Annotated in this window: 22 protein-coding genes and 1 tRNA gene; 18 read left to right on the forward strand and 5 right to left on the reverse strand. The window is 68.1% G+C overall.

Annotation, left to right across the window (positions count from 1 at the left end; translation table 11 throughout):
* The first annotated feature begins 38 nt into the window (after positions 1–38).
* On the forward strand, positions 39–695 hold the full coding sequence (locus tag D5S08_RS06425) for a DUF4197 domain-containing protein (protein WP_241557256.1): 657 nt from the start codon (positions 39–41) through the stop codon (positions 693–695).
* A 3-nt stretch (positions 696–698) separates the two neighbouring features.
* On the opposite strand, the gene D5S08_RS06430 is transcribed toward D5S08_RS06425, so the two are convergent.
* Positions 699–1,349 (reverse strand): DUF2490 domain-containing protein, encoded by a 651-nt coding sequence (locus D5S08_RS06430; RefSeq protein ID WP_121116705.1) that lies wholly within the window; start codon positions 1,347–1,349, stop codon positions 699–701.
* A gap of 69 nt (positions 1,350–1,418) precedes the next feature.
* On the opposite strand from D5S08_RS06430, the gene fsa reads away from it, so the two are divergent.
* Genes fsa through cysS form a run of 3 tightly spaced genes read left to right on the forward strand, consistent with a single transcriptional unit; the run spans position 1,419 to position 5,451 of the window.
* Positions 1,419–2,111 (forward strand): fructose-6-phosphate aldolase, encoded by a 693-nt coding sequence (gene fsa, locus D5S08_RS06435; RefSeq protein ID WP_121116707.1) that lies wholly within the window; start codon positions 1,419–1,421, stop codon positions 2,109–2,111.
* A gap of 2 nt (positions 2,112–2,113) precedes the next feature.
* Complete coding sequence (gene cobT, locus D5S08_RS06440; protein ID WP_121116709.1) at positions 2,114–3,934, forward strand: cobaltochelatase subunit CobT; 1,821 nt, start codon at positions 2,114–2,116, stop codon at positions 3,932–3,934.
* A gap of 41 nt (positions 3,935–3,975) precedes the next feature.
* A complete protein-coding gene (gene cysS / locus D5S08_RS06445; RefSeq protein WP_121116711.1) occupies positions 3,976–5,451 on the forward strand; it encodes a cysteine--tRNA ligase in 1,476 nt (491 codons plus the stop codon).
* 50 nt (positions 5,452–5,501) lie between these two features.
* Here cysS and D5S08_RS06450 read toward each other — a convergent pair whose 3' ends face one another.
* Positions 5,502–5,894: a hypothetical protein gene (locus D5S08_RS06450; protein ID WP_241557257.1), complete on the reverse strand. Its 393-nt coding sequence runs from the start codon at positions 5,892–5,894 to the stop codon at positions 5,502–5,504.
* Between the two features lie 35 nt (positions 5,895–5,929).
* On the reverse strand, positions 5,930–6,115 hold the full coding sequence (locus D5S08_RS06455; protein WP_121116713.1) for a hypothetical protein: 186 nt from the start codon (positions 6,113–6,115) through the stop codon (positions 5,930–5,932).
* A 129-nt stretch (positions 6,116–6,244) separates the two neighbouring features.
* On the opposite strand from D5S08_RS06455, the gene D5S08_RS06460 reads away from it, so the two are divergent.
* Positions 6,245–6,919, forward strand: a complete 675-nt coding sequence (locus tag D5S08_RS06460) for a S24 family peptidase (protein ID WP_121116715.1) — start codon at positions 6,245–6,247, stop codon at positions 6,917–6,919.
* A 35-nt stretch (positions 6,920–6,954) separates the two neighbouring features.
* Positions 6,955–7,620, forward strand: a complete 666-nt coding sequence (locus tag D5S08_RS06465; protein WP_277750402.1) for an MBL fold metallo-hydrolase — start codon at positions 6,955–6,957, stop codon at positions 7,618–7,620.
* A 21-nt stretch (positions 7,621–7,641) separates the two neighbouring features.
* Here D5S08_RS06465 and D5S08_RS06470 read toward each other — a convergent pair whose 3' ends face one another.
* Positions 7,642–8,277, reverse strand: coding sequence for a prolyl hydroxylase family protein (locus D5S08_RS06470; RefSeq protein WP_121116717.1), 636 nt, complete (start codon positions 8,275–8,277; stop codon positions 7,642–7,644).
* A 199-nt stretch (positions 8,278–8,476) separates the two neighbouring features.
* On the opposite strand from D5S08_RS06470, the gene D5S08_RS06475 reads away from it, so the two are divergent.
* The 12 genes from D5S08_RS06475 (at position 8,477) to D5S08_RS06525 (ending at position 20,452) form a co-directional block, all read left to right on the forward strand.
* Positions 8,477–8,553: transfer RNA gene (locus tag D5S08_RS06475), tRNA-His, on the forward strand.
* A 45-nt stretch (positions 8,554–8,598) separates the two neighbouring features.
* The gene (locus tag D5S08_RS06480) at positions 8,599–9,663 is read left to right on the forward strand and encodes a Leu/Phe/Val dehydrogenase (protein WP_121116719.1); all 1,065 of its coding nucleotides are present in this window, start codon (positions 8,599–8,601) and stop codon (positions 9,661–9,663) included.
* Positions 9,664–9,736: 73 nt separating this feature from the next.
* Positions 9,737–10,471 carry a heme ABC transporter permease CcmC gene (gene ccmC / locus D5S08_RS06485; protein WP_121116721.1) on the forward strand — a complete coding sequence of 245 codons (735 nt, stop codon included), beginning with the start codon at positions 9,737–9,739 and terminating at the stop codon, positions 10,469–10,471.
* Complete coding sequence (locus tag D5S08_RS16895) at positions 10,471–10,611, forward strand: hypothetical protein (RefSeq protein ID WP_175578888.1); 141 nt, start codon at positions 10,471–10,473, stop codon at positions 10,609–10,611. The genes ccmC and D5S08_RS16895 overlap by 1 nt, the downstream gene beginning before the upstream one ends.
* Positions 10,611–11,069: a cytochrome c maturation protein CcmE gene (gene ccmE / locus D5S08_RS06490; protein WP_121116723.1), complete on the forward strand. Its 459-nt coding sequence runs from the start codon at positions 10,611–10,613 to the stop codon at positions 11,067–11,069. The genes D5S08_RS16895 and ccmE overlap by 1 nt, the downstream gene beginning before the upstream one ends.
* Positions 11,066–13,003: a heme lyase CcmF/NrfE family subunit gene (locus D5S08_RS06495; RefSeq protein WP_121116725.1), complete on the forward strand. Its 1,938-nt coding sequence runs from the start codon at positions 11,066–11,068 to the stop codon at positions 13,001–13,003. Before ccmE ends, D5S08_RS06495 begins: the two co-directional genes overlap by 4 nt.
* Positions 13,000–13,536 (forward strand): redoxin family protein, encoded by a 537-nt coding sequence (locus D5S08_RS06500; RefSeq protein WP_241557258.1) that lies wholly within the window; start codon positions 13,000–13,002, stop codon positions 13,534–13,536. The genes D5S08_RS06495 and D5S08_RS06500 overlap by 4 nt, the downstream gene beginning before the upstream one ends.
* Complete coding sequence (locus tag D5S08_RS06505) at positions 13,533–13,940, forward strand: cytochrome c-type biogenesis protein (protein ID WP_121116727.1); 408 nt, start codon at positions 13,533–13,535, stop codon at positions 13,938–13,940. Before D5S08_RS06500 ends, D5S08_RS06505 begins: the two co-directional genes overlap by 4 nt.
* Positions 13,937–14,632: a tetratricopeptide repeat protein gene (locus tag D5S08_RS06510; RefSeq protein WP_155522964.1), complete on the forward strand. Its 696-nt coding sequence runs from the start codon at positions 13,937–13,939 to the stop codon at positions 14,630–14,632. The genes D5S08_RS06505 and D5S08_RS06510 overlap by 4 nt, the downstream gene beginning before the upstream one ends.
* 91 nt (positions 14,633–14,723) lie before the next feature.
* Positions 14,724–16,715, forward strand: a complete 1,992-nt coding sequence (locus D5S08_RS06515) for a potassium transporter Kup (protein WP_121116731.1) — start codon at positions 14,724–14,726, stop codon at positions 16,713–16,715.
* Between the two features lie 117 nt (positions 16,716–16,832).
* On the forward strand, positions 16,833–18,926 hold the full coding sequence (locus D5S08_RS06520) for a prolyl oligopeptidase family serine peptidase (protein WP_121116733.1): 2,094 nt from the start codon (positions 16,833–16,835) through the stop codon (positions 18,924–18,926).
* A gap of 56 nt (positions 18,927–18,982) precedes the next feature.
* Positions 18,983–20,452 (forward strand): DUF4403 family protein, encoded by a 1,470-nt coding sequence (locus D5S08_RS06525; RefSeq protein WP_241557260.1) that lies wholly within the window; start codon positions 18,983–18,985, stop codon positions 20,450–20,452.
* On the opposite strand, the gene thpR is transcribed toward D5S08_RS06525, so the two are convergent.
* A complete protein-coding gene (gene thpR, locus D5S08_RS06530) occupies positions 20,395–20,970 on the reverse strand; it encodes an RNA 2',3'-cyclic phosphodiesterase (RefSeq protein ID WP_121116737.1) in 576 nt (191 codons plus the stop codon). The two genes, D5S08_RS06525 and thpR, sit on opposite strands and share 58 nt — an antisense overlap.

The raw sequence follows: 20,970 nt of genomic DNA on the forward strand, positions 1-20,970 counted from the left end.
GGATGGCAGCCAGCCCCCTTCCGACGCGCCGTGCCTTGATGGCCGGTGCCTTGGCGGCCGGGCTGGCCGCCGCCCTCCCGGGCTGCGCGGGTGTGTCCCAGCCGCTCAGCCTGACGGAGGCGGTTCGCCGGCTGTTGCTGTTGTCGAGCGAGCGGGCCTTTGCCCGGCTGACCGCGCCCGGCGGTTACTGGGACGAGGCGCTGACCCGCGCCGACCTGCCCGCCCGGCTGGGCACGCGCGGCGATGCGCTGACGCGGGTGCTGGCATCCCCCTTGTTCCGTCAGCGGCTGGATGGCGTGCTGGCCGATGCCGCGGTCGATGCGTCCTATCGCGCGGCGCCGGTGGTGACCGATGCGGTGCGGACCGTGGGCGTCGCCAACGCGCTGGCGATCGTGCGCGGCGGTCCTTCTGCGGCAACGCAATTCCTGCGCGGTGAACTGGGCGGCCGGCTGCTGGCTGTGCTGCTGCCCGAGGCTGACGAGGCGCTTGCCACCCTGTCCGACCCGCTGGTCAGCGGCCTGCTGGGCGCGGCGACCGGCGTCGACACCGCCGCCATTGCCCGCGGTCTTGCCGCTGCGGTGGAGGATACGATCTGGACCGAGATCGGCCGGGAGGAAGGCGCGATCCGCGCCAATCCCCGTGCGTCGGGCGACCCGGCGCTGGCCGGCATCTTCGGCGTGGCCGGCGCGCTGTAGCTTCTACAGCCGCCAGGTCAGCGAGACCTGCGGCACATGGCTCCACTGGTCTTCCTGTTCCCCACGCGGGCTGAGGATCAGCAGATAGGCCGCTCCCATTTCCAGCCGGTCCGACACCTCGTGCTGCACGCCGATACGCCCGCGCCAGCTATCCACCCCCTTCGGCGCACCGACTGTCTGGGTGCGGGCATTGTAGAGCACTTCCGCCGATCCGTTGATGCTGGTGTCGTCACTGAGCGCTGCGGTGAGCTGCAGCCGTTGCCGCAGGCGCAGCGCCATGCGATCCGCCCCGTTGAAGAAGCGCTGCTCCACCCGGGTGCGGGCCTGGAAGGGGCCGGCGCTGAGCGTCAGCTGCTGGTGCGGGCGGAACTCGTTCGGGCCGGCGGCAGCGATGAAGGCCGCGCCGCCGCCGATCGTGACCGTGTCGTTCAGCCGATGATCGTAAGTCGCGCGATTGTTCACCTGTTCGTTCCCCACGGCGCCTTCGCGCGTGCGGGGTGACACCTCCAGCGTGAGGCGCCCGTCGCTGCCGACCGGCGCGGTCAGGATCGAATAATGCCACAGCTGGGTGTCGTCATTCGCCAGGGCCGGCGTGGTCGCGGCGCAAGCAGCAGCTACGGCAAGGAGGCGGAGAAAGCCGGTTGTGCGGGGCATGACCGCGCCTATAGAGTTCGCGTCTGCCGCGGCAATCACCGCATCCGCAAAAAGAGTCACAAACCGGTCATGAAATTCTTCGTCGACACCGCCGACACTTCCGAGATCGCCGAACTGGCCGCCACCGGCCTGCTGGACGGCGTGACCACCAATCCTACGCTGATCAGCAAGTCGGGCAAGGACTTCATCGCCGTCACGCGGGAGATCTGCGCGCTGGTGGATGGCCCCGTCAGTGCCGAGGTCGTGGCGCTGGATCACCGGCAGATGATGCGCGAGGCCGATGTGCTGCGCGCCATTGCCCCCAATGTGTGCATCAAGGTGCCGCTGACGGTGGACGGCCTGAAGACCTGCAAGGCGCTGTCGGACGATGGCACCATGGTCAATGTCACGCTGTGCTTTTCCGCCAACCAGGCGCTGCTGGCGGCGAAGGCCGGGGCCAGCTTCATCAGCCCGTTCATCGGTCGGCATGACGATAACGGCTTCGACGGGATGGACCTGATCCGCGACATCCGCCTGATCTACGACAATTATGCTTTCGAGACGGAGATCCTGGCCGCCAGCATCCGCCATCCGGTGCATGTGCTGGAAGCCGCCCGGATCGGCGCCGATGTCGGCACGATGCCGGCCAAGGTGATCTGGAGCCTGTTCAACCATGTCCTGACCGACAAGGGCATCGAAGGCTTCCTGAAGGACTGGGCCACCACCGGTCAGACCATCGTGGAAGCGATCGAAGAGGCGGCAGGCGAAAAGCCCGCTGGCTAGGCTTGGCTGACGAGACCCCTCTTGACCGATTCCGGCTGGCGCTGACCGGCGCCGCGCGGGCGATCGCGCGCGATGCCGAGGCCGAGGTTGGCTGGACGCCCGACAGCCCGTTGCTGGCGGGGCGGACCCTGCGCGTGCCGATGCCGCATCGCTCGCTGCCGGCCGACCAGGCGCGCGAGGCGCGCGGCTTCGCCGACAGCTTCGCGCTGCGGCTGCGCCATCATGACGAAGGGCTGCACCGGCGTGCGGCGCCGGAAGACCCGGTGGCCCGCGCCTGTTTCGATGCGGTCGAGCGGGTGCGTTACGAAGCGCTGGGCGAGACCGCCTTTGCCGGCATGCGGGACAATCTGGCGGCGTCCACCGCGCAACGGATGCGTGGCGACGCTATCGCCCGCGCGCAGGAGGCGGAGCAGGTGCCGCTCGCCAGCGCAGTGGCGCTGATGCTGCGCGAACAGCTGACCGGCCAGCCGATCCCGGACGTGGCGCGGCCCGGCGTGGAGCTGGTGCGCGAATGGGTGGAAAGCCGCACCGGCGACGATTTCGAGCGGCTGGGCGACAGTCTGGAGGATCAGCGCGCCTTTCAGTCGATGACGCTGGACCTGCTGCGCCACCTTGATCTGGTGCAGACCGAAGCACCCGCCGAGCCCGATCCCGACGAGGGCGAAGATGACGCACTGGGCGATGATGAAGGCGAGGATGAGGGCGCCGAGCAGACCCCGACGGAAGAGCGCCGCGAGCAGTCGCTGAGTGGCGAGACGGGCGAGGGCGATGCCGAGGATGACGGCTCCTCCGAGATCGAGAGCGAAGAGGAGATGCCGGAAGGGGCGGCCGGGGAGGATGGCGAGGAGGGCAGCGTGCCCAATCGCCCGAACCGCCCCTGGACCGAGCTGCCCGACCAGTTCGATTACCGGGCCTATGCTGAGCAGTTCGACGAGGTCGTCGAGGCGCAGGAGCTGTGCGACCATGAGGAACTGGATCGCCTGCGCGCCTATCTCGACAGCCAGCTGACCGGTCTTGCGGGCGTGGTCACGCGGCTGGCCAACCGGTTGCAGCGGCGGTTGATGGCACAGCAGAACCGCGCCTGGGACTTCGACCAGGAGGAAGGCCTGCTGGATGCGGCGCGGCTGGCGCGCGTGATCGTCAGCCCCGGCCAGTCGCTCAGCTACAAGGTGGAGCAGGACCAGGCGTTCAAGGACACGGTGGTCACCCTGCTGATCGACAATTCCGGCTCCATGCGCGGACGCCCGATCTCCATCGCTGCGATCAGCGCCGACATCATGGCGCGCACGCTGGAACGCTGCGGCGTGAAGGTGGAGGTGCTGGGCTTCACCACCCGCGCGTGGAAGGGTGGGCAAAGCCGCGAGAAGTGGCTGGCCAGCGGCAAGCCCGCGCAGCCCGGCCGGCTGAACGATCTGCGGCACATCATCTACAAGCGCGCGGACGAGCCGATGCGGCGCGCGCGGCGCAACCTTGGCCTGATGATGCGCGAAGGATTGCTGAAGGAGAATATCGACGGCGAGGCGCTGCTGTGGGCGCACAGCCGCCTGCTGGCCCGGGCGGAGGATCGCCGCATCCTGATCGTGATTTCCGACGGTGCGCCGGTGGATGACAGCACGCTGAGCGTGAACAGCGCCGGCTACCTCGAAACGCATCTGCGCAAGGTGATCGACTGGATCGAGCGGCAATCGCCGGTGCAGCTGGCGGCGATCGGGATCGGGCATGATGTCACCCGCTATTACAAGCGGGCGGTGACGATCATGGATGTCGAGCAGCTGGGCGGGGCGATGGTCGAACAGCTGGCGGAGCTGTTCGACGTCGATTGAGGCTGCTTGACCGGGGCGCAGGCCATGCCCATTCGGCGCGCATGACCGAACTCACCCTGTTCAACTCGCTGACCCGGCAGCTCGAACCTTTCCGGCCGGTCCACGCCGGCGAGGCGAGGGTCTATTCCTGCGGGCCGACCGTCTACAATTACCCGCATATCGGCAATATGCGCGCCTATGTCTTCGCCGATCTGCTGGGCCGCACGCTAAGCTGGCGCGGCTACAAGCTGACGCATGTGATCAACATCACCGATGTGGGGCACCTGACCGACGATGCCGATCAGGGCGAGGACAAGATGGAGCGGATAGCGGCTCGCCGCGCGCAGTCCATCTGGGACATCGCGCGCCATTATACCGAAGCGTACTGGACGGACATCCAGGCGCTGAACATCCGGCAGCCGACGCACTGGTCGATCGCCACCGACTACATCGATGCCATGATCGACTTTGCCCGCTCCATCGAGGAGCGGCATTGCTACCGGCTGGAGAGCGGCTTGTACTTCGACGTGTCGACCGTGGCCGATTACGGGCGGTTGGCGCGCGCGCAGACGGACGAAGGTGAAGGGCGGATCGAGGCGGTGGCGGGCAAGCGCAACGCGGCCGACTTCGCCATCTGGCGCACCACGCCTGCGGGCGAGCGGCGGCAGATGGAGTGGGACAGCCCATGGGGCCGCGGGGCGCCCGGCTGGCATCTGGAATGCAGCGTGATGAGCGGCAAGCTGCTGGGCTTTCCGTTCGATATCCACACCGGCGGCATCGACCACCGGGAGATCCATCACCCGAACGAGATCGCGCAGAACCAGGCCTTCTGCGGCTGCGGGTCACTGTCCGAGGCGGCCAATTCCGGCGCGCGCATGTGGCTGCACAACAACTTCCTGGTGGAACGCGGCGGCAAGATGAGCAAGTCGTCCGGCGAGTTCCTGCGCGTGCCGCTGCTGGTGGAGCGCGGCTACCACCCGCTCGCCTATCGGCTGCTGTGCCTGCAGGCGCATTATCGCAGCGAGCTGGAGTTCAGCTGGGACGCGCTGGGCGCGGCGCTGACGCGGCTGAAGCGGCTGGTGATGAGCGTGGCTGCCTTGCGGGAGCGGGCACCGGATGCCGGCTGGCGCGGGTGGATGCGCGCGGAGGCGCTGGCGCAGGATTGGGGCAAGTTGCAGCCGCTGGTTGAGCGGTTCGATGCTGCTCTGGCGGATGACCTCGGTACGCCGATCGCGCTGACCGCGCTGGAGGATGTGCTGGCCGCGAAGAAGGTCGACCCGGCGCTGAAGCTGGCGGCGGCGGCGGCGATGGATAGCGTGCTCGGGCTGAACCTCGGGAGCCTGACGCGCGGCGATCTGCGACTGCGCCCGGCTTCCGCCACGATTGCGGAGGCGGAGATCGACGCCCTGCTGGACCGGCGCCGGCAGGCGCGGACGGCGAAGGACTTTGCCACCTCGGACACGCTGCGCGACGAACTGGCTGCGTCAGGCGTGGAGGTGATGGATGGCGATCCGCTCGGCTGGGAGTGGCGCCTGTAGTCAAATGCGAACCGGGGCGGTGATCCAGGCCGCCCCGGCACGCCGGCACCTCAGTTGTCGTCGAGCATCAGCACTTCGACCTGCACCACCATGCGCTCTTCCGGCAGCATCTGGTGGTCCACCGCGCTGACCGCCGCATCGGCGACCAGCTGGCCGGGAATGGCGAAATCATGTTCCGGCAGGAAGGCGATGAACTTCTCGCTCGCCTCGATCGCCGCGGCCCCGGTGAACACCAGCGTGACCTGATGGCGGGTGCCGGCAAAGGTGATGCTGGCCCAGCTGCGCTCCCCATGATCGGTCACGGTGCCATGCCCTTCGGCGAGCGCGACCAGAGCCGTGCGCAGGCGGTCGGCCGGTGTGAGACGGCGGCGCGTCTTGGTGTCCGCACCCTTGAACGCCATGATCGGCAGGACGGCGGCAGTGTTGATGGTTTCCGAAAACATATTGATGACCCCCATTATCAATCGACGAAACTAAATCAGAAAACGTCCGGACGGCTGTATACGTTCATGAAATGTTCTATACGCCTTGCCGTATGATTGCGCGGTGTGCGTCCCATGCGCAGATCAAGCACAAAGCGTGGATCATGCGCGGCGAGACGCCCGAACTTCGTTGCCGCCATGCCTGTTTGGTCCAGAAATACTTCGATCTGACCCAGCAACACTGATGCCTCCTTTGGAAGGACTGATCCGGTAGGCGAATCGCCTGAGCCATCCTATCGCTGGAAAAATCCTACTTGTCTAGGAAAAATACTTCCTCTATGTGGGACATCATAGGAACACAGGAAAAAACCATGGATCCGCGGGAAACTTTGGCCGATCTGGCCCGCGAAAAGGGCACGAGCCTGGCCGCTCTGTCACGCATGCTCGGGCGTAACGCCACGTATCTGCAGCAATATATCAGCAAGGGCAGCCCCCGTAAGCTGGAGGAAGAGGACCGCCGTAGACTGGCGCAGTTCTTCAATGTCGATGAGTCGCGGCTCGGAGCCCCGGAGTATAAATCCTACGACCCGCCAGAAGTGAGCGGCATCGGGAGTCTGGGGGCCACGCTCCCGATGGACAGTGCCCAATGGGTGGAGCTTGACCGGATGGCCATCGAGGCATCTGCCGGTCCGGGCAGCGTCGGCGCGCAGGAAACTTCCTTCGACACCATGATGTTCTCCCGCCGGTGGCTGCGCGAGCAGGGGCTGGACCCCACGAAGCTGTCGGCCATTCGCGTATCAGGCGACAGCATGGACCCGCTGCTGAAGGATGGTGACGAGATCCTGGTGGATCGCACGCCACGCCCGTTCCGGGAGGGCATCCATGTGTTGCGGCTGGGAGAGGTGCTGAACGTCAAGCGACTGCAGGTGGGCAAGCCCGGCCGCGTGCTGCTGATCAGCGCCAATCCCGCCTACGAGCCGATCGAGGTGGCGCAGGACGAGGTCGACATCATCGGCCGCGTGGTGTGGAAGAGCGGCCAGGTCTGATTGCAATCGGCGGCGGACCTGCGCACCTAGGCGGGATGAACGAGACCCTCCCGCCGCTGCGCGCCGCCATCATCCCGGTCACCCCGCTGCAGCAGAACTGCAGCCTGGCCTGGTGCACGAAGACGATGCGGGGTGCGCTGATCGATCCCGGCGGCGATCTGGACAGGATCAAGGATGCGGTGCGCCGGGCCGGTGTGACGGTCGAGAAGATCCTGCTGACTCACGGCCATATCGACCATTGCGGCCTGGCTGGCGAGCTGGCGAAGGAGATCGCCGTGCCGATCGAGGGGCCGGAGGAGCAGGACCGATTCTGGATCGCCAAGCTGGAGGAAGACGGGCAAACGTTCGGCACGCCCGGCCGCGTGTTCGAGCCGGACCGCTGGCTGGAAGAAGGCGACACGGTCAGCTTCGGCGAGATCACCATGGATGTGCTGCATTGCCCCGGCCACACGCCGGGCCATGTGGTCTTCATCCACCGCCCCACGCGCTTCGCCTTCGTGGGGGACGTGCTGTTTGCCGGATCGGTCGGCCGCACGGATTTCCCGCTGAGCGATCACCAGGCGCTGATCGATGCGATCGTCACCAAGCTGTGGCCGCTGGGCGACATGACCTTCGTGCCGGGGCATGGCCCGGTCAGCACCTTCGCGCAGGAACGCGCGAGCAATCCCTTCGTGGGCGACGCCGCGCTGGCCAGAGGCTGAAAGCAGGGGAAGCGCTGGAGCTTACCAGCCCCAGGGCCGCTCGCGATACCACTTGGTGATCACGTATTTCACGCCCTTCCGCACCTTCATGCCATGGTGCAGGGTGGCCGGGTTCAGCGTGCCGTCGGGCCGGCGATTGTTCCAGCACACCAGCTTGCCGGTGGCCGGCTGAAACATCTTGTCGACGACCTTGAACCGAGTGGCGCCGCCCGCTTCCACCTCGTTGAGGTAGATCATGAAGGTCCAGGTGCGATTGCCTGCGACCGAGCAGAACCGGTCGAAATCCTCGCCCTGTGGCTCGAAATAGTCGGTGTGCGCCTTGAACTCCTGGCCCACGGCGTAGCGCTGGCCCTGGATGGGTTCGCCGAACGCAGGCTCTATGCCGTTCAAGGCCAGCAGGCGGGCCTCCAGATCCTGCACCACCGGCAGGTCGGTGGCGAGATCGCAGGTCTCGCTGGTGCGGAAGGAGTTGTCGCCATTCGGGTCGGCGATGGTGGACGGGCGCCGGTCCTGCTCCACCAGGCGGATCAGCGCCGTGCACATCTCTGGCGGCAGGAAGCCCGGCATGTCGAACAGTTCGGCCCGCGGGGTTGGTACCCGCCGCACCCCCTTGTGTGCCAGCAGCCGTGCCGCACTTGTCTCGCCCGGATTCGCCATCCCCGTTGTGTAAACCGCCGGTCTGCCGGGGCAAGGTCCGGAGCCCTGCGCAACAATGTTGCGTCATTTGCCATCCGTATCTTTTTGGATTTGCATCCGGCGGGCGATGTGTGCAACAGGCGCCAGTCCGTGCTGATCGCCGCTTGACGGCGCATCGCGGAGGCTTATCAGCGCCGTTTCCCACGGCGACAGGCTGATGGCGATTGTAGCTCAGTTGGTTAGAGCGCCGGTTTGTGGTACCGGAGGTCGCGGGTTCAAACCCCGTCAATCGCCCCACCTTTTCACGGCATCCGCCCTTCGCCCAATATTCGCGGAGCAGGTATGCCGGCATTCTGGACCGAAGCGGATTTCGACGCGCATGAGCAGGTGAACCTGGTGCATGATCGCGCCAGCGGCCTCACTGCCATCATCGCGCTGCACTCCACCCATCTGGGGCCGGGCGCGGGCGGTACCCGCTTCTGGCATTATGCGGATCCCGCGGGCGCGATGCGCGATGCGCTGCGGCTGAGCCGGGGCATGAGCTACAAGAACGCGATGGCCGGCCTGCCCATGGGCGGCGGCAAGGCCGTCGTGCTGCTGGATGCCGACGGCACCAAGACCCCTGCGATGCTCGCCGCTTTCGGCGATGCGGTGGAGGACATGGGCGGCCGCTACGTGACGGCAGAGGATGTCGGCGCATCGGTGGCGGATATGGTCGCGATCTCGCAGCGCACCAGCCATGTCTGCGGCCTGCCTGCGGGCGAGGGCGCGATCGGCGGCGATCCCGGCCCGTTCACCGCGCGCGGCATCTATCTGGGCATCAAGGCTGCGGCGGCGCACGCGCTGGGTGCCAGCGACATGCGTGGCGTGCGCGTGGCGGTGCAGGGCTGCGGCAGTGTCGGCGGCGGGGTTGCCCGCCTGCTGGCGGCGGATGGCGCGGATCTGGTGCTGGCCGACATCGATGGCGCACGGGCGCAGGCGCTGGCCACGGAGCTGGGCGCGCGCAGTGTCCCCGCCGATGCGATCCTGGCGACCGAATGCGACGTGTTCAGCCCCAATGCGCTGGGCGCGATCCTGAACGAGGCCTCCATCCCGCAGCTCGCCTGCCGGATCGTGGCCGGCGGGGCCAACAACCAGCTGGCGCGTGCCGGGGACGGCGCGCGGGTGGCGGAACGGGGCATCCTCTACGCGCCCGACTACGTGATCAATGCTGGCGGCATCATCAATGTCGGCCTGGAATATCTTGCCAGCCAGCATGGCGCCTCGGTCGACATGGCCGATGTGCAGGGCCGGATCGACCAGATCCCGGGCCGCCTGCAGGCGATCTGGCAGCAGAGCGAGGCCACCGGCCGCCCCGCCGATGCGATGGCGGACCGCATGGCGCAGGAGCTGATCGGCCGGGCCTGACCGCCTGACCGGTGGATGGGACTTGCGGCGGGCGGGGCAGGCAGTAGAACAGCCCGCAGGTCACCATCTGTTCATGCATTTCTACGCCAATCCTGCCCGCTTTCTCGGCATAGCCCGCTGGCTGACGCTGCCCCTGCTGATCGCCGGGCTGGCGCTGGTTAGCGCTGCCCTGGCCTGGGGCCTGCTGGTGGTGCCGCCGGACCGGCTGATGGGCGAGACGGTGCGCATCCTGTTCGTCCATGTTCCCGCCGCCTGGCTGGGGATGGGCGGCTGGATGACCATCGCCATCGCCAGCCTGGTCGAACTGGTCTGGCGCCACCCGCTGGCCGCCATCGCGGCGCGGGCCGCGGCCGTGCCGGGTGCCACCTTTGCCGCCATCTGCCTCGCCACCGGCTCCATTTGGGGCCGCCCGACCTGGGGCACCTGGTGGGTGTGGGACGGGCGGCTGACCTCCATGCTGGTGCTGCTGTTCCTGTATCTGGGCTACATCGCCCTGGCCGGGGCAATCGCGCGCGATGGCGCGTCCAGCCGCATCCTGGCGATCTATGGGCTGGTGGGCGCGATCAACGTGCCCATCATCAATCGCTCGGTCGTGTGGTGGAATTCGCTGCATCAGCCGCCATCCATCACGCTGGGCCGGTCCGCTATAGACGGCGTGTTCCTGGCCCCGCTGCTGGTGGCCACGCTTGGTTTCTCCCTGCTGTTCGGCGGAGTGGTGCTGGCGCGGATGCGCGCGTTGCTGGCCGATGCGCAGGCCGAGGCACGCATGCGTCGCCGTGCCGCCGCGCCGGCGAGGGAGTGGGGCTGATGCGCGAAGGGCTGGACCAATGGAGCTTCGTGCTGGTCGCCTATGCCGTCGCGGCGCTTGCCACACTGGTGCTGGCGGGCTGGAGCTGGCTGTCCATGCGGCGTGCCGAGCGCCGGCGTGACCGGGCGAAGGGCGGCTGATGACCGCGCTCAAGGCAAAGCATCAGCGGCTGGTGCTGGTGATCGTCGCGCTGGCGGCGCTGATCGGGGCCGGGCTGCTGGCCGCCTGGGCGCTGCGCAATCAGGCGAGCTACTTCTATGTGCCCAGCGCCATGGTGGACGATCCCCCAGCCACCGGGCAGGCAGTGCGGCTGGGCGGCATGGTGCAGGAGGGATCGTTGCAGACCGCTGCCGACGGCGTGACCGTCCGCTTCGTGGTGGGCGACGGGCAGGCGCGCGTGCCGGTGCAGTTCAGCGGCATCGTGCCCGACCTGTTCGTCGAAGGGTCCGGCGTGGTGGCGGAAGGCGCGCTGCGCGCCGACGGCACGTTCCTGGCCACCAACCTGCTGGCCAAGCATGACGAGAACTACATGCCCCGCGAATTGCAGGACATGAGCCCGGCCGAGGCGCGAGAGACCGTCGCGGAAACGCAGGAGTGATCGCCGAGCTGGGCCTTGCCGCGCTGTGGCTGGCAGCGGCGCTGGCTGCTTTGCAACTGCTGGGGGGCGCTGTCGCGCTGATGCGTGGCGAGGCGGAGCCGCTCGCCGCGCTGGTCCGCCCGGCGGCGCAGGTGCAGGCGCTGCTATGCGCCATCGCCTTTGCCGCGCTGCTTTACCTGTTCGCCGTGACCGACCTTTCGGTGGCGCTGGTTGCCGACAATTCGCATTCGGCGAAGCCCGCGATCTTCAAGCTGGCGGGCACCTGGGGCAATCACGAAGGCTCCATGCTGCTGTGGATCACCGTGATGGCACTGGCCGGCGGGCTGATCGCCTGGGTGGAGCATCGCCTGCCGGAACGCACGCTGCTGGCGACGCTGGCGGCGCAGGCATTCGTGGGGCTGGGATTCTATGCCTTCCTGCTCGTCTCCTCCAATCCGTTCGCCAGGGCCGTGCCTGCGCCGCCGGAGGGCGCGGGGCTGAACCCGCTGCTGCAGGATATCGGCCTCGCCCTGCATCCGCCGGTGCTTTACTGCGGCTATGTCGGCCTGTCGGTGGCGTTCTCCTTCGCGGTCGGCGCGTTGCTGACGCGCGAGGTGACGCCCGCCTTTGCCCGCGTGATGCGCCCCTGGGTGCTGGGCGCGTGGGTGGCGCTGACGCTGGGCATCACCGCCGGTTCGTACTGGGCTTATTACGAGTTGGGCTGGGGCGGCTGGTGGTTCTGGGATCCGGTGGAGAACGCATCGCTGATGCCGTGGCTGGCGGCGACCGCGCTGCTCCATTCGGCGGGCGTGCTGGCGGCGCGTGATGCGCTGCGCACCTGGACGCTGATGCTGGGCGTGGTGGCTTTCTCCATGAGCATGATCGGCACCTTCCTGGTGCGGTCGGGCATCCTGACCAGCGTCCATGCCTTTGCGGTCGATCCGGAACGCGGCACCTTCATCCTGGCGCTGCTGACGCTGTATATCGGCGGTGCGCTGGCGCTGTTCGCCCTGCGCGCCGGCACGGTGGCGGAAGGTGAGCGGTTCGCGGCGGTCAGCCGGGAAGGGGGGCTGGTGATCAACAATGTCGCGCTGTCCGCCATCCTGGGCATCGTGCTGCTGGGCACGCTCTATCCCTTGCTGACGGAGGCGTTGGGCTTCCGTGTCTCCGTCGGGCCACCGTACTTCAACCCCATGGGCGCGATCTTCTTCCTGCCCATGATGGCGGTGCTCGCCATAGGCCCGCTGCTGCGCTGGCGGCAGGACCGGCTGGCGCGCGTCCGCTGGCAGATGGTCGCGGTCGCCGCTGCCTTCGCGGCCGCGCTGCTGGCGGCGTGGCTGCTGGCGGGCATCGCGCTGCTGCCGCTGCTGGGCATGGCGCTGGCCGCCGCGGTGGCGGTGGGCAGCGTGCTGCCGCTCGCCCGCCGGCGGCTGACCCGTGCGCCGTTGACCCTGTGGGGCATGGTGCTGGCGCATCTGGGCGTGGCGGTGGCGGTGTTCGGCATGGCGGCCGACAGCGCCTTCACCACCGAACGGCTGGTTGCGCTGCGCACGGGCGAGCAGACAAGCGTGGGGCCGTGGCAGGTGACGCTGGCGGGCGTGGAGCCGGTCGCCGGCCCGAACTGGACCGCGTTGAGCGCGACGTTGCAGGTCGCCTATGCCGGTGGCGCATCCGTGCCGATCGAACCGCAGGCGCGCAGCTTCTGGGCGCCGGCGCAGCAGACCAGCGAAAGCGCGCTGCTGACGCGCTGGAACGGGCAGCTTTACGCGGTGGTCGGCGGGCAAGCTCCCGGCGACGGGGCCGAGCGGTGGCAGCTGCGGCTGTGGTGGAAGCCGTTCGTCACCTGCATCTGGTATGGCGGCGGGCTGATCGCGCTGGGTGGCCTGCTGGCGCTGATCGGCCATGTGGTGGGCGACCTGCGCCGCCGGCGCCGCTGGCGGGAGGCGCGGGCGTGATCCGCTGGCGCCTGTGGCTGTGGCTGCCCCTGCTGGCGATCGCGCTGCTGTTCGGCCTGTTCGCGCTGCAGCTGAGCCGGCCGAAGGACGAATTCGTCCGCTCCGCCCTGATTGGCCAGCCGCTGCCGACGTTCAGCCTGAAGCCGGCGTTGCCCGGTCAGCCGCCGCTCGCCAATACCGACTTCGCTGATGGCAAGCCGCGCCTGCTGAACGTGTTCGCCAGCTGGTGCGTGCCCTGCGCGGCGGAGGCGCCGCAATTGGCCGCGTTGCAGGCCGGCGGGGCGGAGATCGTCGCCGTGGCGATCCGTGATACGCCGGACGATGTCGCGGCCTTCCTGGATGCTTATGGCAATCCTTTCAGTCGCATCGGCGCCGACCCTTACAGCCAACTGCAGATCGCGCTCGGCTCCTCCGGCGTGCCGGAAACCTTCGTGATCGACGGCACCGGCGTGATCCGCCACCAGCACATCGGCGACATCCGCGCAGAGGACGTGCCGCGGCTGCTGGACGAATTGCGGGAGGCCGGCGAGTGAGATTGCTGCTGGCCCTCCTGCTGGCGCTGCTGCCGGTCGCTGCCCAGGCGCAGGACGGCCTGCCGCCGGCGCCTTACGCCTATCGCCAGCTGGACGACCCCGGGCTGGAGCAGCAGGCGCGGGATCTGATGGACACCTTGCGCTGCCTCACCTGCCAGAGCCAGTCGATCGCCGACAGCGACGCGCCGATGGCCGGTGACATGCGCCATCAGGTGCGCACGCGCCTCGCGGCCGGCGAGACGCCGGAGGAGGTGCGCGGCTGGCTGATTGCCCGCTATGGCGATTACATCAGCTACCGCCCCGCGCCCGGCGCCACGACCTGGCCGCTCTTCGCCATACCGGTGCTGCTGCTGGTGGTGGCGGTGCTGGTGATCGCGCGCCGCCTGCGGGGGCGGGGCCGGTGAGCTGGGTGCTGGTCATCGCGCTCGCGGCGGCGGCACTGGCGCTGGCTGTGCTGGTGCTGCGGATCGGGCGCGGCGCCATCGCCGCCTTCGCCGCCGCCCTGGCGCTGGGGCTGGCCGGCTATGCCCTGCAGGCGCGTCCCGACGTTCCGGCCGCGCCGGCCGCCGGCATTGCCCTGCGACCTGCACCGGGACAGGAATGGCGCGCCTTGCGTCAGGAGATGATCGGGTGGGAAGCCCGCTCCGACGCGCGGACGCTGATCACCGCCGATGCCTTCGCCGCGCGTGGCGATTACGTGACCGCCGCCGGTCTGCTGCGGATCGCCGTGCAGGAAGACCCGCGTGATGGAGAAGCATGGCTGGCGCTGGCCAACAGCCTGGTGGAACATGCGGACGGCCTGCTGACCGCACCCGCCCGGCTGGCCTATGCCCGCGCCGCCGCGCAGCCCGGCACCGCGCTGGCCGCCGGATACTTCCTGGGCCTCAACCAGTTGCGAGGCGGAGACATCATCGTGGGGCGGGAGACCTGGGTGGCGACGCTGGCCGGGGTGCCGCCGGTGACGGCGGAGCAGGCCGCCGGTCGGGCAGCCGAGGGTGCCGATGCGCGGGTCTTGCTGGTGGAGCGGCTGGACCGGCTGGACCAGTTGCTCGCCGCCGCCCTGCAGGCGCAGCAGGTAGCTCCAGAGCGGCAGTGATGCAGCCGGGCGGCAACGGAACAACTTGCCGCAGCGCACATTGCAGCGCTGTGAACGGGCTGCTAAGCGCGCCGCTTGTTCGTGCCGGGGCATGGTGTCCGGCCGTATCCTGCGTCTATTCGAGGGACCGCACGCCTTGAGCGCCATCGACGGGGAAGAGCGCACCTCCGCCAAGCTGAAGCTTGCGGTCGGCGCTGTCGGCATCGTCTTCGGCGATATCGGCACCAGCCCGCTTTACGCCTTTCGCGAAACCTTCGTCGGCCCGCACAAGCTGACGATCGATGACGCGCATATCCTGGGCGTGGTCAGCCTGATCTTCTGGTCGATGACGCTGATCGTCTCCATCCAGTATGTCTCGCTGCTGATGCGGGCCGACAACAAGGGGCAGGGCGGCACGCTGGCGCTGGTCACGCTGATCAGCCGGCATATCGGCGAATCCCGCTGGCACTGGATCACGCTGATGCTGGCGGTGTTCGCGACGGCGCTGTTCTTCGGCGATTGCATGATCACCCCCGCCGTGTCGGTGCTGTCTGCGGTGGAGGGGCTGACGGTGGTGCAGCGCGGGCTCAGCCCGTTCGTCATCCCCATCGCGCTGGTGATGCTGGTGGCGCTGTTCTTCATCCAGAAGCGCGGCACGGCGCGTATCGGCCTGCTGTTCGCGCCGATCATGCTGGTGTATTTCCTCACTCTGGCGGTGCTGGGGGTCGGTCACATCTTCCGGGCCCCGGAAGTGCTGGTGGCGCTGAACCCGTGGTATGCGGTGCAGTTCTTCATGCTGGATGGCTGGCTCGCCTTCCTGGCGCTCGGCTCCGTGGTGCTGGCGGTGACCGGTTCGGAAGCGCTGTACACCGACATGGGCCATTTCGGCCGCGGGCCGATGCGCCTGTCATGGTTCGGCTTCGTGATGCCGGCGCTGCTGCTCAACTATTTCGGGCAGGGCGCGATGATCATGGGCATGGGCGATGCCGCCGCGGCGGATGCCATCCGCAATCCGTTCTTCGTGATGGCCCCAGAAGTGCTGCGCCTGCCGCTGGTGCTGCTGGCCGCCGCCGCCGCCTTTATCGCCAGCCAGGCCGTAATTTCGGGGGCATTCTCGGTCACGCACCAGGCGGTGCAGCTGGGGTACATTCCGCGGCTGACAATCCAGCATACCAGCCAGCAGCACCAGGGGCAGATCTACATCCCGCTGGTGAACTGGACGCTGTGCATCGCGGTGATCCTGCTGGTGCTGTTCTTCCGCAACTCGTCCAACCTCGCCTCCGCCTATGGCATCGCGGTGACCGGGGCGATGCTGATCGACACCTGCCTGCTGGCGGTGCTGCTGTTCGCGGTGTGGAAGTGGAAGTGGTATTTCTGGGTGCCGGTCGCCGTTCTGTTCCTGGTGGTGGACGGCGCCTACTTCCTTGCCAATGCGACCAAGATCCCCAGCGGCGGCTGGTTTCCGTTGCTGGTGGGCGCGGTCGCCTTCATCCTGCTGACCACCTGGTCGAAGGGGCGGCGCCTGATGCGTGCGCGCATGGCGGAGGTCAGCCTGCCGCTCGCCATCTTCGCCAAGAGCGCGCGCAATTCCACCGCGCGGGTGCCGGGGACGGCCATCTTCATGCATTCGGGTGCCAGCGGCACGCCATCGGCGCTGCTGCACAACATCAAGCACAACAAGGTGCTGCACGAACGCGTGGTGGTGCTGACCGTGCAGATCGCGGATATCCCGTTCGTGGACGATGCCGAACGCTTCGACATCACCGAACATGGTGACGGCTTCTATTCCGTGCAGCTGCGTTATGGCTTCATGCAGGAAACCGACGTGCCGGCCGCGCTGAAGGCGATCAGCCGCGCCAAGAAGGGTGACGACTACGTCGAGCCCGCGCCGCACAAGATCGAGATCGGCGGCGGCCCGTTCGAGATGATCCAGACCAGCTTCTTCCTTTCGCGCCAGACGCTGCTGTCGGCGGAGACACCCGGCATGGCGATCTGGCGCGAACGGCTGTTCGCCTGGATGATGCGCAACGCGGCAACGCCCATGCAATTCTTCAACCTGCCGACCAATCGCGTGGTGGAACTGGGCAGCCAGGTGGAGATCTAGCCGCCCGGCGGGGTCACCAGCCCCCTTTGCACGTCCACCGCACCCGGCTACGGTCCTGTTATTGCAACAGAACACGGGACCGCACCTTTGAGCCTTTCCCTCCTTGCCGCCGCCACCATGATGACCCCGTTGCCGGCGCCGGCCTACCCCCAGACCGCCACGGTCGAGACGAGCGAGGAGATCTTCGGCGAGACCATTGCCGATCCGTATCGCTGGCTGGAGAACGACGTCCGCAACGATCCGGCGGTGGCGCAGTGGGTCGAGCAGCAGAATGCCGTGACGCAGGCCTACCTGAACCAGCTGCCCGGCCGGGGGGAGCTGGCGCAGCGGATCGCGCAGCTGACCGACTTCCAGCGTATCTCCACGCCGATGGAGCGCGGTGGACGCTACTTCCACACCAGCAATAGCGGGCTGCAGAACCAGTCGCCGCTATATGTGCGCGACGGCCTGAATGCGGAGCCGCGCCTGCTGCTGGATCCGAACAGCTGGGCGAACGATGGCGCCACCGCGCTGGCCGACTGGGCGCCGTCGCCTGATGGCAGCCGGCTGCTCTATGCGGTGCAGGATGGCGGCACGGACTGGCGCATCATCCGCGCGCTGGACGTGACGACGGGCGAGACGCTGGCGGACGAGGTCCGCTGGGCCAAGTTCACGGGCCTGGCTTGGGTCGGCAATGACGGTTTCCTGTATTCCCGCTTCCCGGAGCCGGAGGCGGGGCAGAACTTCCAGGCGCTGAACTACAACCAGGCGGTCTATTACCACCGCCTCGGCACGCCGCAGAGCGAGGACCAGCAGGTCTTCGCGACGCCCGACCATCCAGAGCGCGGGCACGGCGTCAGCGTCACCGCCGACGGCAAGTGGGCGATCGTCACGTCCTCGCTCGGCACCGATGCCAAGTACGAGGTGCACGCGATCGACCTATCGGCGCGCGACAGCAAGGGCTGGCAGGCGGTGCCTCTGGTCACCGGGTTCGAGAATGCCTGGTCGCTGATCGACGGCGTCGGCGACCGGCTGTGGTTCAGCACCAACCAGGACGCGCCGATGTACCGGGTGGTGGCGGTGGACATGAACAATGTCACCGCTGCCGCCCCGCCGCAGTGGCAGCCGGTCATTGCCGAGCGCGACAGCGTGATCGAATTTGCCACCCTGGTCGGCGAGCGGCTGATCGTGTCCTATCTGGAAGACGCCAAGTCCGCCGCGCTGGTGTTCGACCGGCAGGGGAACGAGCAGTCCCGGATCGAGCTGCCCGGCATCGGATCGCTGGGCGGCATCAGCGGGGAGCCGGGCAAGGACGAGGCGTTCTACGTCTACTCGTCCTTCAACCAGCCGGCCGCGATCAACCGCCTGACCGTCAGCACGCTGGCCAGCGAGCCGTTCTTCCAGCCGCGCCTGACCTTCCAGCCGGACGACTTCGTGGTGGAGCAGCGCTTCTACCAGTCGAAGGATGGCACACGCGTGCCGATGTTCCTGATGCGGCGCAAGGACGTGGCCGCCAGCGGCCAGCCGGTGCCGACGCTGCTGTACGGCTACGGCGGGTTCGACATCTCCCTGACGCCGGGCTTCGCCGCCAGCCGGCTGGCCTGGGTCGAGGCGGGCGGTGCCTATGCGCTGGCCAACATCCGCGGTGGCGGTGAGTATGGCAAGGCGTGGCACGATGGCGGGCGGCTGGCCAACAAGCAGAACGTGTTCGACGACTTCATCGCCGCGGGCGAGTTCCTGAAGGCGGAAGGCGTCACCACAAAGGACGGTCTGGCCATTCAGGGCGGATCCAATGGCGGCCTGCTGGTGGGCGCGGTGGTCAACCAGCGGCCCGACCTGTTCGCCGCAGGCAATGCCGCGGTGGGCGTGATGGACATGCTGCGTTTCGATCGCTGGACGGCGGGCCGGTATTGGGTGGACGATTACGGCCACCCTGACCAGGAGGCGGATTTCCGCACCCTGCGCGCCTACAGCCCGCTGCATAACATCCGCAACAACACCTCCTACCCGGCGCTTCTGGTGACCACGGCCGACACGGATGACCGCGTGGTGCCGGGGCACAGCTTCAAGTACACTGCCGCGCTGCAGGCGGCAGGTCTGGGGCCGCGGCCGCAGCTGATCCGGATCGAGACGCGTGCGGGCCATGGCGCCGGCAAACCGACCGACAAGGCCATCGCGGAAGGCGCCGACATCCTGGCCTTCCTGGCACACTGGACCGGCCTGGAGCTGTAAGCGCAACCAACTCGGCCGCTTGCGCATTTCCACTGCAGAGCAGGGGGAGGGCGTGAGTGGCCGGGTTGGGCAAATCGGGTGCGTTGCTGGCGATGGCGGCGCTGACTGCGTGCAGCGGTCGGGGCAATGACGGTGCGCCGCCGCGCGCCAATGATCCCATTCCGGTCGAGCAGATCGAGTCCTTCATCGCCGTGCCGGTGGAAGCCGATCTCGGCAATCTGGCGACCGCGCTGGAACGGCGCCTGCCGCACCGCCTGTGGCAGATCGACCAGCCGGGTCAGGCCTGCGTCCCCTCCCGCCGGATCGACATCGGCATCGCCACGATCAAGACGCCGACCGTCCGTTGCCGGATCGTGGGGGAAGTGACCCGTGGCCAGCTGCGCCTGACCGGCGCAGGGGAGCAGATCACGCTGGCCATGCCGCTAAACGCCGTGGTGCGGGCGGAGGATATCGGCGGTGTGCTGCAACGCGAAACCGCGACCGCGACAGCCATGGCCCATGCTGTGATCCGCATCGACCTGGCGCAGGACTGGACCCCGCGCGGCACGATCGACATCCGGTATGACTGGCAGGATGCGCCGCATATAGATTTCCTGGGGCAGCGGATCGAGTTCGCGCAGGCGGCAGACCGGGAACTGCGCCCGATCATCGCCCGGCTGGAACGGGAGCTGCCCGGAGAGATCGGCAAGCTGCAGGTGCGCCAGCAGATCGGCCGGGCGTGGCAGACGGCCTTCACCAGCGTGTCGCTCAACCCGGAGAACCCGCCTGTCTGGATGCGCATCACTCCGCATCAGCTGCGTTATGGCGGATACCGGATCGAACGGGGCAGGTTGCAGCTCAATCTGGGTCTGACCGCCACCACCGAGACATTTATCGGCCAGCGGCCGGCCGATCCCGCGCCCACGCCTCTGCCGCCATTGGCGCCACTGCAGCGGGAAAGCGGGCGGCTGTCCTTCTTCATCCCGGTGATCGCCGATTACCGGCAGCTGCAACCGGTGCTGCTGAACGCGCTGGAGCGGCGGTCGCGGCGGCCGTTCGACGTGCCGGGGCTGGGACCGGTGCGGGCGAAGTTCGAGAAGGTGACGCTGTACGGCACCACCGGCGGGCGGATCGCGGTGGGCGTGACCTTTGCGGCGCAGGACAGCGAAGGCGAGCGGGCGGACGGCACGGTCTGGTTCACTGGCACGCCGGTCAACGATGCCGGTTCACGCCGGGTCGGTATCGCCGGACTGGAGATCACCGGCACCACGGACATGACGGGTGGTGACCTGCTGCTGCAACTGGCGAACGCACCGGGCGTCGACAGCTTCATCGCGGCGGCGCTGGCACAGGATTTCGAACGTGACTTCGAAGAATTGCTGGCGAAGGTGCGGCGGGCCATTGCGGAGAAGCGTGAAGGCCCGCTGGTGATCCGCGCCGATATCGATCAGGTGAGCACCGGCAAGCTGCGTGCCGCCGGGCAGGGGCTCTATCTGCCGGTGCGGCTGACCGGCACGGCGGCGGTGTCACTCTCGCCCAGCGGATAATCGACCACCGGCTGGTAGAGGGCGCCGGCCTTGCCAAGATGGCTTTCGTACAGGGTGAAGCCTTCGACGCGCCATTCCGGCACCTGCAGCGTGCCGGTGTCGGCCAGCCACGGGGCGATGAGTCCGGCACCGCCAGACAGCCGCGCCAGGGTGACATGTGGCACGAATTTGCGGGTCTCCCGCGGCAAGCCGATGGCCTGGCAGGCGCGCTCAACCCGGCCGTGCAGCAGATCGAGCCCGGCGGAAGGCAGCACGCGCGCCCAGACGGAGTGTGGCCGCCCCTTGCGTTCGAAGTGCCCGGTGCCAGCGACCTGCAGGTTGAACGATGGCGCCTGCACCTCGGCCAGGGCCTCTGCCAGCTCGTTGGCGAGCGGCCGTTCGACCTCGCCGATAAAACGGAGGGTCAGGTGCAGCTGGTCCTCGCCCTGCCAGCGGGCACCGTCGATCCCGTCGGTCGTGTCGATCAGGGCGTCCAGCACCGGGTCTGGCGGCGGGATGGCGGCGAACAGCCGGTGCAT

Origin of the sequence: Croceibacterium ferulae, from assembly GCF_003660445.1 — a bacterium.
Classification (GTDB): Bacteria; Pseudomonadota; Alphaproteobacteria; order Sphingomonadales; family Sphingomonadaceae; genus Croceibacterium; species Croceibacterium ferulae.